The 16563-nt window shown below is 50.9% G+C and carries 14 protein-coding genes and 2 pseudogenes; 15 read left to right on the forward strand and 1 reads right to left on the reverse strand.

From position 1 onward, the window contains the following. Positions 1–24: 24 nt before the first annotated feature. The 8 genes from PACILC2_RS10760 to PACILC2_RS10795 all read left to right on the forward strand — a co-directional run bounded on the left by PACILC2_RS10760 (position 25) and on the right by PACILC2_RS10795 (position 6974). Positions 25–1758 carry an IucA/IucC family protein gene (locus tag PACILC2_RS10760; protein WP_244863427.1) on the forward strand — a complete coding sequence of 578 codons (1734 nt, stop codon included), beginning with the start codon at positions 25–27 and terminating at the stop codon, positions 1756–1758. A gap of 339 nt (positions 1759–2097) precedes the next feature. After that, positions 2098–2274: a hypothetical protein gene (locus tag PACILC2_RS10765; protein WP_201024054.1), complete on the forward strand. Its 177-nt coding sequence runs from the start codon at positions 2098–2100 to the stop codon at positions 2272–2274. A 111-nt stretch (positions 2275–2385) separates the two neighbouring features. Continuing rightward, positions 2386–2700 carry a hypothetical protein gene (locus PACILC2_RS29350; RefSeq protein WP_372447108.1) on the forward strand — a complete coding sequence of 105 codons (315 nt, stop codon included), beginning with the start codon at positions 2386–2388 and terminating at the stop codon, positions 2698–2700. 151 nt (positions 2701–2851) lie between these two features. Then, a complete protein-coding gene (locus tag PACILC2_RS10775; protein ID WP_213528849.1) occupies positions 2852–3040 on the forward strand; it encodes a hypothetical protein in 189 nt (62 codons plus the stop codon). Positions 3041–3841: 801 nt separating this feature from the next. After that, positions 3842–4531, forward strand: a complete 690-nt coding sequence (locus tag PACILC2_RS10780; protein WP_213528850.1) for an Ig-like domain-containing protein — start codon at positions 3842–3844, stop codon at positions 4529–4531. Positions 4532–4856: 325 nt separating this feature from the next. Further along, entirely contained in the window at positions 4857–5438 is a 582-nt protein-coding gene (locus tag PACILC2_RS10785; protein WP_213528851.1) for a DUF4256 domain-containing protein, read from the forward strand. 97 nt (positions 5439–5535) lie between these two features. Further along, positions 5536–6243, forward strand: coding sequence for a DNA alkylation repair protein (locus PACILC2_RS10790; RefSeq protein ID WP_213528852.1), 708 nt, complete (start codon positions 5536–5538; stop codon positions 6241–6243). A 371-nt stretch (positions 6244–6614) separates the two neighbouring features. Beyond that, a complete protein-coding gene (locus tag PACILC2_RS10795) occupies positions 6615–6974 on the forward strand; it encodes a hypothetical protein (protein ID WP_213528853.1) in 360 nt (119 codons plus the stop codon). Between the two features lie 8 nt (positions 6975–6982). Here PACILC2_RS10795 and PACILC2_RS10800 read toward each other — a convergent pair. After that, positions 6983–7096: pseudogene (locus PACILC2_RS10800) on the reverse strand (transposase); the annotation flags it as partial. 37 nt (positions 7097–7133) lie between these two features. On the opposite strand from PACILC2_RS10800, the gene PACILC2_RS29355 reads away from it, so the two are divergent. The 7 genes and pseudogenes from PACILC2_RS29355 to PACILC2_RS10830 all read left to right on the forward strand — a co-directional run bounded on the left by PACILC2_RS29355 (position 7134) and on the right by PACILC2_RS10830 (position 16539). Then, complete coding sequence (locus tag PACILC2_RS29355) at positions 7134–7334, forward strand: DUF6199 family natural product biosynthesis protein (RefSeq protein WP_372447109.1); 201 nt, start codon at positions 7134–7136, stop codon at positions 7332–7334. Between the two features lie 263 nt (positions 7335–7597). Further along, positions 7598–10212, forward strand: a pseudogene (gene ppsA / locus PACILC2_RS10805) (phosphoenolpyruvate synthase). A gap of 343 nt (positions 10213–10555) precedes the next feature. Next, positions 10556–12304, forward strand: coding sequence for a cache domain-containing sensor histidine kinase (locus tag PACILC2_RS10810; protein ID WP_213528854.1), 1749 nt, complete (start codon positions 10556–10558; stop codon positions 12302–12304). Further along, on the forward strand, positions 12297–13745 hold the full coding sequence (locus PACILC2_RS10815; RefSeq protein ID WP_213528855.1) for a response regulator transcription factor: 1449 nt from the start codon (positions 12297–12299) through the stop codon (positions 13743–13745). Before PACILC2_RS10810 ends, PACILC2_RS10815 begins: the two co-directional genes overlap by 8 nt. 137 nt (positions 13746–13882) lie before the next feature. After that, entirely contained in the window at positions 13883–15079 is a 1197-nt protein-coding gene (locus tag PACILC2_RS10820; protein ID WP_213528856.1) for an extracellular solute-binding protein, read from the forward strand. A 35-nt stretch (positions 15080–15114) separates the two neighbouring features. Then, entirely contained in the window at positions 15115–15618 is a 504-nt protein-coding gene (locus PACILC2_RS10825; RefSeq protein ID WP_213528857.1) for a hypothetical protein, read from the forward strand. A 24-nt stretch (positions 15619–15642) separates the two neighbouring features. Further along, a complete protein-coding gene (locus tag PACILC2_RS10830; RefSeq protein ID WP_062495898.1) occupies positions 15643–16539 on the forward strand; it encodes an ABC transporter permease in 897 nt (298 codons plus the stop codon). The last annotated feature ends 24 nt before the right edge of the window (positions 16540–16563 follow it).

The following is a 16563-nucleotide window of genomic DNA, read 5'->3' on the forward strand; positions in this document are numbered from 1 at the left end:
ATCAGGGCGGCAGGCGGCGGAATTATGGATTACCGGCGATTTGATGAACGCCTTTTTGACGGAGCGGTTTTCCGGCTGGATGAGGGGACTTTCGGGACGCTGTCGGCCGCGTCCGAGCAGATCCGGCGGTTATACGGCGGCTATGGCGGTAGTAGAGCGATTCGCATTTTTGCCGGGGAAATCGCGTTTTTGGTTGAAGACAGCCCCAGGCTTGGCGTTCAGTGGGTGCAGGATTCTCCGATTTTTAAACGCGCGTCCGACGGAAGCTGGGCTTTCATCAACTCTCCGGCGGAGCTGGCGAAAACGGTGCTGCGTGCGGTGTTGCCGGAGGAAGCCTACAGCCATCCGGGGGTTGCAGACTTTTTGACCGGCGTGGAGGTGGCGGCCCGGCAGCTTGCGTTGAGCCTGAGCCCGGAATGCGCGAAGGGGCTGCTGGCGTTTGCTCCGTCCTCGGCTTACGAGTGGTTTATCAAAGGAGAACGAATCGCTGCGCTGCGCGATCGCCCGTTCCATCCGTCGGCCAAAGCGAAAATCGGGTTTACTGAGCAGGACTGCCTGAAGTATTCGGCGGAGTTCGGGGAGCCGATCCGCCTGCGCTGGGTAGCGGTGCGCGCCGATTCGGTCGTACGGGGTTTCCCGGAAGGGCCGTTGTCCTGCCTGGATCTGCTTGCGGCTGAGCAGCGGGCCGCCGTGGAGGACGAGATGCAGCGGCGGGGGCTTAGGCCGGACGAATACGTGCCTCTGCCTGTGCACCCGTGGCAGCTTCAGCAGGTGATTTTGCCCCGCTTTATCCGGGAAATCGAGGAGGGGACGATCGTGGTGCTGGATGCGGAGGCTGGTGAATTTCTAGCCACCTCCTCCTTGCGTTCTCTTGCTCCGCCATCCATAGTGGAGGTGGGGAGCGGAGCGGACGTTAACGCTGTGGCCGCTGTGGCGATGCTCAAGCTGCCGGTCAGCGTGCTGTCGCTGGGCGCCGCCCGCTATTTGCCGGTCGTGAAGCTGCTGAACGGCTTGGCCGGGGAGAAGCTGCTGCGTCAGGCCATAGCTTGCGACGACACACTGCAGGGCCGGGTTTTCCTATGCGAGGAGCGGCACTGGTGGGGATACATGCCGGCATCGATGGGGCTGTTCGACGACCATCCGCGCCATTTGGCCGCCCAGCTTCGCCTATACCCGCCGGAGCTTTTTGAGGCGGAACGCAAGGTGATTCCGATGTCCGCGCTTGGCGTCCATTTGGGAGGCCGGCATATTTTGTCGGAAATCCTGGGCAAGGAGCTTTCCCGCGAAGAGGTGTTCAGCTTCTATAGCGACCTCGCGCACCTGTTCTATGACGTGGTGATGCGGCTGTTCAAGATCGGAATCGTCCCGGAAATTCACGGGCAGAACTGCTGCCTGGTTCTGGAGCGCAATCAAGTGAAGGGGCTTCTGCTCCGCGACCACGATTCGGTGCGCCTGCATCAGCCATATCTCGATAAGCACGGCGTCGGCGATCCCGGGTACCGCATACGGCCCGGCTATTCCAACAGCCTGTACAACGAGACGATTCACAAGCTGATTTTTACGTCCAATCGCTGGGGACGCAGATCAATCTGGCTTCGATCATGGAAGCTTTGTCCTGCGCGTACGATCTGCCGGAGTCCCGGTTGTGGACGATCACGGAGCAGGCCTGGAAAGAAGCGCTGCAAGGGGCGGGGCTGCCGGAAAGCGACCGCGCCGAGCTATACCGGGCGATCTTCGAGAGCGGAGAGTGGCCGGTGAAGCTGGTCGTTCGACCGCTGCTGGAAGCGGACGGGGTGCCCGGTGCGATGCCGTCGGGAAAAGGAACCGGGCATAATCCTTTCCTTAGAGGACGGTTGTAGGAACAAAGTTTTTAGACTGCAAGGAAGTAATTTTCTTGCAGTTCCATTTAAGGCGAAGACCCATGCGGAGGGATAATGATACTTCCGTCCAGCCACAGTTCAGCGCAATGGGGGCGGCTTGCAGCGATCCTGGAAGAGGTTTGAAGCCTCCGTTAAGACAATAAGATTCTAACCAGAAGCTTCTCCTGTGTTATAATCAGATTCAAAGTCAATACTGGTGTAACAGGATGGTGAGCCCATGAATCAATTCAAAGAACTCCAGAAGCTGATTAAGCTTACGGGTGATCGTGCAAAGCTGGATGCTAAAGCTAACGAAACATACATTGTATATAAGACGGCCGAAGGCCAAATCGTAAGGGAATACAGTGACGGAAATGTCATCCCTGTATCTGAACAGGATGAATCTCATGTATGAAGCGATGCCGATTATGTATGTTTTTGCCGGTAACAATGGCAGCGGGAAAGTACAATTCGAAATCTAATTGTCGATCGGCTTGGGATTAGCATAAACATTGACCCTGATGCTTTGGCTCGAGGAATTGATTCCAATCATCCAGAGAGACGAAAAGTATCTGCAGGGAAAGAGGCTATAAAATTAGCCAGAGATTGCATTCGTGACAGCCGTGACTTCTCAATTGAAACAACATTAGCTGGGGGCAATGTCATTCGTCTTATGCATGATGCCAAGGCAAGCGGATTCGAAGTTACCATGTTTTACGTGGGTCTGGGAGATTATCGTTTGAATATCGAGAGAGTAGCAGCCCGTGTTAAAAATGGTGGACATCACATTCCTACTGAGGATATTATCAGACGTCATGATACTTCAATGCAAAAAATTTAATTTCTCACCTTCATTTGCTTGACCATCTTATCGTTATAGATAATAGCCGATCTGAAGGTGAAACTGCTCTTGTCATACGAAACGGTTTGATTCTACATCGTGCGGAGTCGCTTCCACTCTGGGTTGAAACAATTGAACAGCAATATTTAACATGAGAAGAACAGCCAAGGATTCTGGGCCAAATCTGTTGAAACAGCTGAACGAGGATCAAATGGCGAGAGTTGAACATTTGCCAAAGGAACTTGTCATTCTCGGAAAGTATAAAAATGTCGGGGTCAGTACTGTAGAAAAGCTGTTTAAGCAGTTGAAGGAGAAGCAAAAGGAGAATGTTCATTTTTGAATATACTGTGACAGCTCTTAATTCGCGTGTGATTTTTATCCATCGAATATAGATAATATTAAGAGTTTTCTCAAAAGCACGTTTCTTAGCGGAACGTGTTTTTCTATTTTGAAGGAGGTAAAGAGATGAAAAAAGCTATATCTATTTTGACGAAGAGAATTTGGAAGAAGTAATGGAATACCTTGATGTGCTGAATGGTTCTGATGAGGAGTTCTTCTTTCAGTGGGATGGCATTGATTCCACTGTAGTCGGGGGATGTTATGGTGATCCGTGGGAGGAGGATGAATAGAACATATATTCGCTGACAATCAATTGTCGGTACAATCCGTCATAATAGTGAAAAGACTACGAGACGGCGGAGCAGAATGGAACAACCGACCTTTACCGCAATTACAGGAACACAGCACTTTTTTGGAGCGACTTTTCTAAAACAATAAATCCGGAGCTTCGGCAACTGTCGTTTGGGGGGCGGTGATCGGTTGTTGAAGCCACCGGTGATGTGGAATGCGTTTCTGCTACATCCTAGGATAAGGACGGAGGAAATAGGCCGCCTACTTCTGCTGAGCTGGAGATGGGGGCATTTGCACTCTCGACTATTGTGGATTTGTTCCCGGGAGTTAAGATCTTATCTATAGGACAAAAAGCAGAAAAAGTTTGTAAAAAAGTTGGGGTGCGAACAGCCCATTCTACCCCGATTCGCCTGCATACGGACACAATACAGATGTTCCGCAGGTACTGCAAATCCCTCAATATATCGGTGACGACTCATTTCTGGCCAGTCAGGGCGCGATTGACCAGACGGTGAACAGGACCGATACGACCACGAGCTTATCCTCATCGGATGAGCTCAGCGTTTACGGCCAGACCGTCACGTTCACGGCGATCGTGGCTGCGGCCTCGCCGGGAGCGGGAACGCCGACGGGAACGGTGACGTTCCGGAACGGCTCGACCAAACATGGCGAAATCGTGCTGACGGACGGATTGGCAACGACTGAAGTGGACGACCTGGCGGCAGGGCCCCCCGCGATTGAAGCCGCCTATAGCGGCGATAGCTCCTTCGCGAGCAGCGACGACACCGTCAGTCAGGATGTAGGCAATAACGCGTCGCTGTCCGTCAACGCCCTGTCCGTCGGCAGTCACATGATTAACCTGCGCTACAGCGGAGATCAGGCATTCGATGCCGGCTTGCAATCCGTCGGTATTATCGTGAACAAAGCGGATACCGACCTGGACGCAACGAGTCCGCAAAATACCGTCGTATTTGGCGAAGCCGTGACGGTGACGGTACATGTTGCCGCGGCGAGCCCCGGCAACGGTACGCCGACCGGCGCGGTGACGCTCCATCTGATCAGGTCGCAATATTTGGTCATCAAGCACGATGAGATCCCCGGCGGACTACACACATTGGAGATGACAGGCTTGCAGAAGAGCGGGACTCCCCCTATTCCAATGTTTACGGTCACGTTGAAGTTGGACAAATTGACGGATTGATCGGAAGGCGCCGAATGTCGGGCGCCTACTTTGCTTTCGTGTCCCGTTGCGATTCGAATAGACATTGCGGCAGGGATATAATTAAAAGATGGATTGTCTCCTTGACGTCACTGAATCTTTCCGGTATATTCAAGCCAACAGTTCCCACCACGCCTCTTAATAATGCGTACCAAGGTGGGCCTTTCTATTTACTAAGGGATATCATATCTGATGATGGACAGATTTTGTTACTCGTTTAGAGGCATTGCTTTCTGAGAAAAATGAAGTTTGGGTCAATTTTACGCGTACAGTGCTCATACCGCAATATCCGAAGGGAGAGACTTACATGACTGAGCGTAGTGAAATCAACAATAAAAAGGAATTGTCACCAGAACAACGTGAAGAACTGCTCAGAACATTAAAAGCCCGTTTTGAGAAAAACATGAACCGGCATAAAGGTTTTGATTGGGCCGATGTACAAGCCAGGCTCGAAGTCCATACTGAAAAACTGTGGTCGCTCTATGAAATGGAAAGAACCGGCGGCGAACCGGATGTTGTGGGTCATGATCATCAGACGGGCGAATACCTTTTCTATGATTGTTCAGCAGAAAGTCCGAAAGGTCGCAGAAGTGTCTGTTACGACCGTGAAGCGTTGGAGTCGAGAAAAGCACATAAACCGGAAAATAATGCAGTGGATATGGCAGCTGCCATGGGCATCGAGCTTCTAACGGAAGAACAATACCGGGAGCTGCAGCAACTTGGAAATTTCGATACGAAAACATCAAGCTGGGTCCAGACACCTGACAGAATTAGAAAACTCGGCGGGGCTCTCTTTTGTGATCGTCGCTACGATACGGTCTTTGTGTACCACAATGGAGCAGAGTCCTACTATGCTGCAAGAGGGTTCCGTGGCTCTCTTAGGGTGTAAAATTCCCCAGATAACATGCTCCCCAATATTCGTCGCATGTGGAGTGCTGCGCGTCGTTAATAAGGAAATACTAAAGTAGAAATGGACGTGATCAATTATGAACTTCGAAACGGTGATGCAGGAGCTTGAAGCGCTCGGAAAAGAAAGACTCAAGAAAATGTATATGTCCAATGGAGCGCGCGAACCACTTTTTGGTGTGGCTACAGGTGCTATGAAGCCCTTGGCCAAGAAAATCAAAATCAATCAACCATTGGCCGAGCAGCTTTACGCCACAGGGAACTACGATGCTATGTACTTTGCCGGCGTCATTGCGGATCCGAAGGCGATGACGGAGGCGGATTTCGAACGGTGGATGGATGGGGCATATTTCTATATGCTGTCCGATTTTGTAGTTTCCGTAACGTTGGCGGAAACGGATATTGCGCAAGAGGTTGCCGATAAATGGATCGCGAGCGGCGAGGAGCTGCGCATGTCGGCGGGATGGAGCTGCTACTGCTGGCTCTTGGGCAGTCGACCGGACCGCGAATTTTCCAACAGCAAGCTGGACGGAATGCTGGATCTGGTGCAAAAGACGATTCACGATTCTCCAGAACGAACAAAATCTTCTATGAATAATTTTATTTACACGGTAGGCGTTTCCTTTGTTCCGCTCCATGATCGGGCAGTCGAGACCGCAAAGGCAGTTGGCCTCGTGGAAATCAGAAAAGATAATGCAAAAAGCAAATTCCTGAACGCTGCCGAGCAAATTCAAAAGGCGGTAGATAGAGGGCAAATTGGTTTCAAACGCAAATATGTAAGGTGTTAAACCCGTAGTGTGCTACACTTAGCATCGTTCGACTGCTCGAATACTGATATAAAATGGCAGCGAGATCAGGAACGATAAGCCACTATGAAACTACACACCAGCTCTCTCAACAGGGAGTTTTTTTCTTAGACCGACCAATTGACTAACAAGGATTTCCAATGCCTCTATTGAAGTATGAAGCAACCACTTTGCCGGAGGTTTCCTCATGCCCTAATCAAAGAATCGGATCATTCCCGAAAAAAGGTTTACTTCCACCTGGAAATTCAGCATTGCCCACACTGCGGTACAAAGCTCAAACGGCATCATACCGCCTGGAAATAGAATATCTGAATGCCGCTGTTTCGGTTCGGTCTTAGGGCGCAGCTCGATCCATGAAGCGCTCGCACTTAGGGGGGATCATTGTATTTGTAGTTTTAATCGCTGCGCTCTACATTCATAATGTTGGCTACAGTAATGTGCAGGCGATGTATCAGCTTGAAACTACGGGGAAGGCAATCGTGAAAATGGCGAATGGACTCACAGAGAATCATGAAAGGTATCTCACAAAGGAAAAACAGCCTCAATTACTAAGAGAGCGAATGGAACAGAAGGGATGGACCTTTATACAACAGAATGGGGCGGGGTATTTCTTTGAGAAGGGCGGAAAGCAGATTATTATTACTGCAAAAAGGTGGAACCACTTTTATGTGGTATACGATTTAGAAAGAGGTTTAGTTAATCTGGCCGATTAGTTATAAATCGCCGTGATGTTGCTGACGGTTATCGGGGAGTAATGGCCCCCGAACATGCTCTCGATGAAGCGAGCCACGTCACGCGTTCCGATGCCGCTCTTGTACATTTGGATCACGGCTTCCGGCGCTCATTTCGTGTTTTAGTCAGGAGGCATTCGTATGGGGTTCATCAGCTTGCTTCTTATTATTTTAGGACTGTTCATGTTCATACGGCCGTCGATCGTTTGGAAAATTGCCGAAAGTTGGAAATCCTATGATGCCTCCGAACCGTCCGGACTCTATGTTGCGTCTACTCGCATTGGAGGCGTTCTGTTCATACTTGCGGGAATTGGCGGAGTTCTAGTGAACTGGATACTGTAATCCATTATCGAGGTATGAGGAACCGAGGGTACAAGGTGATAAAGCCTTTCATCCCCCGGTTTATTCTATTGATTTGGAAAATAAAAAAAAACCCGGGCGGGTTATTCGATATCTTGCACAAAAACAGACACAATGATATAATGAGAAAAATTTTCACAAGTTAAAGGAGGTCATAATTAACCTATCTTACAATTTAATTCTATCATGCCGTTGAACTCTTGTCAAATGTTTTTTCTCAAATGATTGGTCAGGAGAGATGTGGAATGAGTTCTTTGGTTCTCGGTCTTCAGGAAATGGAAACATTGCCGCTGTTGCTCGTTGGCGGGAAAGGGTTGAATTTAGGGGAATTATCCAGGATTCAAGGCATACAGGTGCCGGAAGGATTTTGTGTGACTACAGCCGCATACCAAAAAGCCGTCGGACAAAACGAAACGGTTCACGCTTTGTTGGATCGACTAGCCGCGCTAAAGGTAGAAGACCGGGAGCAAATTGGCGACATCAGCAGGAGGATTCGACAAACCATTATCGAAACTGAGATTCCTTCCGATGTTATGAGTGCCGTTGCCGACCATCTCTCCAGGTTTGGAGAAGAACATGCTTATGCCGTCCGTTCCAGTGCGACGGCCGAAGATTTGCCGCATGCCTCTTTTGCCGGTCAACAAGACACCTATTTAAATATTATCGGCAAAGAAGCGATCCTGCAGCATATCCGCAAATGTTGGACTTCCCTGTTTACGGATCGCGCGGTTATTTACCGTATGCAAAACGGATTCGACCATCGTCAAGTTTATTTATCCGTGATCGTTCAAAGAATGATTTTCCCCCAGGCTTCGGGAATTTTATTTACCGCCGATCCGATGACATCCAATCGAAAGCTGCTGTCCATCGATGCCGGTTTTGGACTTGGAGAAGCGTTAGTCTCCGGCTTGGTATCTGCCGACGGTTATAAAGTGCGGGACGGGAAAATCGTCGAGAAGAGAATCGCAACCAAAACATGGGCTGTCTATGGACGAAAAGAAGGCGGAACGGAGACGAAGCCGATCGATCCCGATCAGAAAAAGACTCAAACACTTACGGACCAACAAATTTTACAACTGGCACGCATCGGAAGACAGATTGAAGCTTATTTCGGCCAGCCTCAAGATATCGAATGGTGTCTGGCCCAAGAGACATTCTACATTGTCCAGAGTCGGCCCATCACGACATTATACCCGATCCCTGATGCAGGTGATCAGGAAAACCGCGTTTATGTCTCTGTCGGTCACCAGCAAATGATGACCGATCCCATGAAACCGTTGGGATTGTCTTTTTATCTGTTAACGACGCGTGCCCCCATGCGTAAAGCCGGCGGAAGGTTGTTTGTTGATGTTACACCGATGCTGGCTTCACCTGACAGCAGAGAAATGTTATTAAATTCCATGGGACAACACGATCCCCTCATGAAAGACGCACTGATGACCATAATCGAGCGTGGAGATTTTATCAAATCGTTGCCAAATGAGAAAAAAGAACAGAGTCCCGGTAAAAGCAATCCAAGCATGTCATCTGCAGGTTCTCAAGCACAAATCGAAAACGATCCGGCAATCGTTTCCGAATTGATTCAGCGTAGTCAAACGTCGATCGAAGAGCTAAAGAAAAACATCCAAACGAAGTCCGGATCGGATTTATTTGACTTTATTCAAGAAGATATCCAGCAACTGAGGAAGATGTTATTTGACCCCCAAAGTTTGGGTTTAATTATGGCTGCTATGAATGCTTCATCATGGATCAATGAAAAATGAACGAGTGGTTAGGCGAACAAAACGCAGCCGATACGCTTTCCCAATCGGTACCGGGCAATATAACTTCGGAAATGGGTCTGGCGCTATTGGATGTTGCCGATGTGATTCGTCCTTATCCGAAAATTATTGAATATTTACAACATGCAAGCGATGATCACTTTTTGGATGAACTGGTGAAGTTCGACGGCGGGAAGGAAACCCGAGACGCTATCTATGCTTTTCTTGATAAATACGGCATGCGATGTGTCGGCGAAATCGATATCACAAGAACTCGATGGAGTGAAAGACCGGCTACACTTGTCCCGATGATTCTGGGTAACATCAAAAACCATGAGCCGAATGCCGGCCATCGGAAATTTGAGCAAGGGCGGCAGGAGGCATTGAAAAAAGAACAAGAGCTATTGGATCGACTAAAGCCATTACCGGATGGCGAACAAAAAGCCAACGAGACCAAACGAAGGATCGACCGCATCCGGAATTTCAGCGGGTTTCGGGAATATCCCAAATACGCCATGGTGAATCGCTATTTCGTATATAAGCAGGCTTTGTTGAAAGAAGCCGAACAGCTCGTGCAAGCCGGCGTTATGTATGAAAAAGAAGATATTTACTACCTCACTTTTGAAGAACTGCGCGAAGTCGTACGCACGCAGAAGCTGGATGTCCAGATTATCCATCATCGAAAAGAGGAGTACAAATTATATGAAAAACTGACTCCGCCTCGTGTGATCACGTCCGATGGTGAAATCATCATGGGGAAGTACAAACGAGAAAATCTTCCTGCCGATGCGATTGCAGGCCTGCCTGTTTCTTCCGGAGTTGTAGAGGGACGGGCACGAGTCATCTTAAACATGGAAGATGCCGATCTGGTAGACGGAGATATTCTGGTCACTTCCTTTACCGACCCCAGCTGGACCCCATTGTTCGTATCCATCAAAGGCCTGGTCACCGAAGTTGGCGGACTGATGACCCACGGAGCCGTTATCGCAAGGGAATATGGCTTGCCGGCCGTTGTCGGAGTAGAGAATGCGACCAAACGGATAAAAGATGGAGAGCGAATTCGCGTAAATGGAACCGAAGGGTATATCGAAATATTGTAATGGATCAGCGACGTTTGTGGAAATAAATGTCGATGGCAATTTCGAAATCCGTTGATTTTGCTTGATCGATTGAGTAAACTTCATAGTGAGCGTCCTCCTCTTCATTAGGGCAGTGAATGTCCGCGACCCAGCATACAGGAGGGCTTTTTGTTTTTGCCGGACAAACGGCATCTGCTTCGAATTCGAACCGTTCTTGGTCGGAGCAAATATCGGAACGAACGGCCGCGCCCGCTCGTCTGCATATGAAAGGGCTTTCTGAAAAAATAGCCGAAAGGCCGGTGCAAGCAAGATGAGTATGGAAGAACTCCAGGCATCAGAACAATCTGGACGGAGCGGTCGCTGAATGATGACGATCTGGAACAAATCCGCTTTATGGAGGACGCTGAAGGGGAGAATGATCGTCATTCTGCTGCTCAGTTCTATCGCTCCGCTTGCCTTGTTAGGCATTATCTCGTATTCCTCGTTCCATTCTTTCCTGCAGAATACGCTCAAAAACGCCATTCAGGAAAATGTGAAAAAGGATTTGATCGGCATCGACAACATATTCAAAAATATGAATTTCGCTTCCCAACAAATTGCGCTGGACATGGAAATATCCAGTAAGATCAGCACGTATTTGACAACGGACGATATTTTGGAGAAGAAGCAGATCAGGCTCGACGTGCAGAAACGGATGGCGCTTATCAATTATTCAAGCCCGCATGCCGGCATAATCGCGATTCTGGACGGGTCTGACAAAAAGGTTGTGTTGAACAATTCGCCGGTCGTCGATGTCATCGATCCCGACCTGCATCCCGTGGTCGTGAAGGTGAACGGCATCGGCTATCATGCGCCGCATCCGTCCGCGAACAAATACCGCGAGGAGACGGAGCCCCTCGTCTTCTCATTGTCCCGCAAAGTGACGGATTATCAGAAGAACACTTCATATTATTTATACCTGGAAAGCAACTTTCGTTCCTTGCCGCAGTTGTTCAACGGCCAGCATTACGGCGAGCCGGTTACCCATCTTTTGCTGAATCCCGACGGAATGGTGGTGTACAGCTCGGATACGGGGAGATTCCCGGTCGGCAGCGAGTGGACGCCTGAATCCGCAAGCCGGAAGGATTTCATGCATTTTGAAGCGGTGAGCGATCAGCAGTGGAGGACGGTTGTCGTCATGGAAGGCGAGGCGTTCAGCGCGGAGGTGAATGCCTGGTTTTACAAATTTGTAATGATTGTGCTGTTTGCGCTGGCGCTTTGTTTGCTGCTTGCTTTTGTCGCATGGCGCTCCATCTATCGGCCGCTGCAAGTGTTCCGCAAGGAAATCGAACGGATGGGCGAGCAGCAAGCCATCCGCAGCCGCAAGCTGCTTCATCTGTCGGAATTCGACGACGTGCTCGGCCGCTTCTATGAGATGAGAACACGCGTCTACGATCTTGTGCGGGAGATCGAGCGGCGCGAGCAGGCGCGCAGCCGGTTTGAGGTGGAGAAGCTGCGGTATCAGATCAATCCGCATTTTATCCATAATACGCTGAATACCGTTCAGGTCATAGCCAAAATACAGAAGCAGGACGAGATCGTGCGGCTCATTACTTATTTTACCCGCATTCTTCATTATAATCTGGGCAAGGAGGGCGCCTTCGTGCAGGTGCGGCAGGAAATCGCCAATCTCAAAGATTACATCGCGCTTCAGCAAATTCGGTACAACCACGCCTTTCAAATGAAGGTGCAGGTTGATCCCGACGTAGAGGGCGTGACGGTGCCGCGCTTTATTTTGCAGCCGCTGGTCGAAAACGCACTGTATCACGGATTTAAAAATGACGAGGGCGTCATTACGGTACTCGCGTGTCGCGAGGCGGACGGCCATATTCGCATTGAGGTGGCGGACAATGGAGTCGGCATGTCGGGCGAGCAGGTGGCCGCGCTGCTGCCGGAGCAGGGGGAATCCCGCGGCCGGAGCGGCATGGGCATCGGACTGCCGTTCGTTCAGCAGCTTATCAAATCGTATTACGGCAATGAATACGGCATTCAGATCGAGAGCGAACCGGGGCGCGGCACAACATTGACTATTCGCGTCCCCGACCGGGTCAAGGAGGGAACCGCTGATGATTAGAACACTGCTGGTGGACGATGAGCCAATTGTCCGCAAAGGGCTGCTTCATATCTTGCCGTGGGAACGCCACGGCATGCAGGTCGTCGCGGATGTCGGAGGCGGAGAGCAGGCGCTGCGGGTGCTGGAGCAGGAGCGGATCGACTTGCTTGTTACGGATCTGACCATGCCGGGCATGTCCGGATTCGAGCTTATTCACAAGGTGCAGCAAGCCTATCCTTCGATCAATATTGCGATTCTGACCTGCCATCAGGATTTCCAATACATTCAGGAGGCGCTTCGCAGAGGCGTGCTGGATTATATCGTCAAGACGGAGCTGGACGAAGAGAAATTGGATGAATTGTTCCAACGGATGGCCGCCCGGCTGGCGTCGAAAGAGACGAAGGCTGCGGATGCGGGCAAGGCGGCTTCCGGCGGCAGGGAAATGGTGCTGTTCATCGGTCTCAAGAGCGGCTGTGTGCCGAATGAGCTGTACAAGGTGCCGCATGTGGCGGAGCATTTCATCATCCCGATAGGGAGCGGCGGCTGGATGGTTGAAGTTCCTCCGCTGCCCGCCGAGTGGGACGATGAAGCGAGGTTTGCGCTGCAGAGTAATGCCGGAGAACGGCGCTGGCTTGTTGTTCGTCTCCATCATGCTCCCGTTCGCAATCAGTCGAAAGAGGCGGCGTACCGGTATATGCGGCGCCATGTGTTCTATGTGGCCGATTTGGGGAACGGAGCCGAGGTGGTGCATGACTCGCTGCGCGATATGAAGGCGTTCGAGAATGCGGATCGTGAGCAGGATTGGCTGCGGCACTGGTCCTCTTTCGAGTGGGTATTCGACTTGACCGCCTGGGAGGAGCTCATCAAGCGGATTCAGGAGCAGCGCCCGGACCCCGAAAGCCTGTGCCGGGAATTGGCCGATATGGCAAGAGCGTGGCATCTTGCGCAAAGACATGACGGGACGGCGCCGCTGATGGAGCGGATGGCTTCCTTGAGGACATGGCCGCAATGGAAGGAATGGCTCGCGCAGTATAGAGGGCAAATGGCCGCCGCGTTGGAGTCGGATGATACGGGCAAGGAACTGGCCGTTAGCATGCTGAAAGCAATACGGTTCTGCCAGCAGCGGATGGAGGACAACTTGACGCAGAAGGAGCTCTCTTCGCTCGTTCATCTGAGCAGAGGCTACTTCAGCGAAAGCTTCAAAAGAATTGTCGGACTTACATACAACGATTACATGCGCAGGCTGCGAGTGGACACGGCGCGGCGGCTGCTTACCACAACCGACCTTGATATAACGGAAATCGCGAAGCGCTGCGGCTTCGAGGATGAAACTTATTTCCGCAGGCTGTTTCGGGAGGAAACGGGCATGTCGGTCAAGGATTACCGGGAACAGGCGAGCCGAGACGGCTATGCGCTGAACTACCTGGGGGCGGATGGCAGACAAATGTCCGAGCCGGGATGAAAAGTGTAAGGCGGCAAGACGAACAGCGGACATTTGTCTGTAATCGCCTGTTTGTTCTCCATTATAGAAGCCTTTCGCATCCGATACAATGAAAGCGTAATCAAAACAATCCATAAGGCGAAAGGGGTTCACGCACTATGTATCAGGGGAGAAAGTGGATCGTCGTGCTGACCGCTTGCCTGCTTGTGTTCATGAGCGCTTGCAGCGGCGGTGCCGACAACAATAACAGTAACAATAACAATAACAGCACCGCCGATCCGACCACAAATCCTGCCGAGTCGTCCGCTCCGCCGACGGAGCCGGAAACCTTCGATCCGTTCGGCAAGTATCCGGAGACCGTCGAGTTCACGACGGTTAAAGCGACAGTGAACAACCCGCAGTTTCCGGAAGGACAATCGTATGAGGACAATGATTTCAACCGCTTTATGCAAGAGCAGCTCAACGTTAAGCCGGTCTTTCAATGGACGCAGCCGCAGGACGGTTTCGCTTACAAGCAAAAGCTTGATTTGGCCATTGCGGGCAACGATATTCCCGACGTATTTCAAATTATGGGTTCCAGCGTTCAGGACGTTCAAGCCACATTGAAGCGTCTGGTCGACGCCGACATGGTCGAAGATTTGACGACGGTCTTCGAACAATACGCTTCTCCCGCAATGAAAGAAAACTACGCTTCGGAGAACAACCGGACTTTGGATTTATTCAAAATAGACGGCAAAATTTACGGCATACCGGACCAGCAGGGTCTCGAGAACTTCAACTTCGTCTGGATTCGCGAAGACTGGCGCAAGCAATTGGGGCTGCCCGAGCCCAAGACCATGGACGACGTCATCGCGATTGCGAAAGCGTTCAAGGAAAAAGACCCGTACGGCGGCGGCAAAACGGTGCCGATCGCGATGCAAATGGAATCGGAGACGAACGGCCTGTTCGGGCCGGGCTTCGTGTTCGACCAGTACGAAGCATTCCCAAGAATGTTCTACAAGGATGCGTCGGGCGAGCTGAAGTATGGCGGCATCGAGCCGCAAACGAAGGAAGCGCTGAAGGTTCTGAGCCAGTTGTACAAGGACGGCTTGCTCGAAAGAGACTTTGCCATGAAGGATACGGGCCAGCTTCAGGAAGTGCTTGCGAGCGGACGGGCGGGCATCGTCGGTCAGGCGTGGTGGGCAGTATGGTATCCGCTGTTCATGACGCTGCAGAACGTGCCGGACGCAGATTGGAAACCGTATGTCATTACAGGCGAAAACGGCAAAATCAATTTCGGCGCAACGGCTCCTACCCGCAGCATGGTCGTGGTAAAAAAGGGTTCAAATATCCCGAGCTTCCGATCAAATGGCTGAACGTGTACCATGAGAACAAAAGTTCCGAGCATTTCATGAAAATTGAGCAGGAAGTGTTCAAAGACTCCAATGATAAACGGCCCATCTGGCTTGGCATGAACATAGACCGCACGGATCATATTCTGCTGCAAGCCAATGACATCGTCAAGGCGGTAAACGGCGAAGTCGATCCGAGCACGCTGCCGTTCAATAATCGGGACGCCTACAATCATATTACAGCTTTCCTGGGCGGTTTGCAGGACGAGCCGCAGGCCGCGAGCAAGCATATGCTGCAATGGCAAAACACGCGGAGCTGGTACGACGCGATGGGCGGAGCATCGAATTATGAGCTGAACATTACGTATTCCGCCTACGACGGCCGCACGCCGGCCATGGAGAAATATTTGACCGCGCTCGATACGCTGCAGATGAAAGCCTATCATACGATCATTATGAAATCGAATGATATCGACGCCGAATTCGACAAGTTCGTCTCGGACTGGAAGGCCCAGGGCGGCGATGAGATTTTGGCCGAAATCGCGCAGGAAATTAATAAGTAAACCCGGAAAGCGGAGGTACGTACGATGGCTCGCAAGTGGTCCGAACAATTACATTTCAACCTGATGCTGTTGCCCGGAATCATACTCGTGTTGTTGTTCAGCGTATGGCCAATGAGCGGCGTGATTCTGGCGTTCAAGAAATTTATTCCTACAAAAGGCATCTGGGGGTCGGACTGGGTCGGCTTTGAAAACTACGAGATGCTCTTCGCGACGCCGGTTGCGGGTCAAGTGTTCTTCAATACGGTCGTGATCGCGCTTATGAAGATGGTTGCCGGTTTTTTCGTCCCGATTATATTCGCCCTGATGTTAAATGAGTTGCGCATTCATTGGTTCAAGCGGACGGTGCAGACGATCGTTTATTTGCCGCATTTCCTCTCATGGGTGCTGATTGCAGGCATTGTAAGAGATATTTTCGGCCTCGAGGGCATTGTCAATCAGTTTTTGACCAGAATGTTCGGCATGGAAGCGATCATGTTTCTCGGAGAACATTTCTGGTTCCGGACGATTCTGATCGGCACCGACGTTTGGAAGGAATTCGGCTTTGGCACCATCATTTATCTTGCGGCGCTTACGGCGGTCAACCCTGCGCTTTATGAAGCGGCGGAAATCGACGGCGCCACCCGGATGCAGAAGCTCCGCTATATTACATTGCCGGGCATTGCGACAACGGTTGTCCTTGTCGGGACGCTCAGCCTGCAGGGCGTCCTGAACGCGGGCTTCGACCAAATATTCAATTTGTATAATACGCTTGTGTACGATTCATCCGACATTATCGATACTTACGTATACAGAGCCGGTCTGCAGGAAGGCAGATTCGAAGTCGCGACGGCCATCGGTCTGATGAAATCGGCCATAAGCTTTATCCTGATCGTCATATCCTATACGCTGGCAAGCCGGTTCGCGGGCTACCGTATTTTTTAACCGTACATCCATAAGAAGGAGGGG

Origin of the sequence: Paenibacillus cisolokensis, from assembly GCF_018403665.1 — a bacterium.
Classification (GTDB): Bacteria; Bacillota; Bacilli; order Paenibacillales; family Paenibacillaceae; genus Paenibacillus_AH; species Paenibacillus_AH cisolokensis.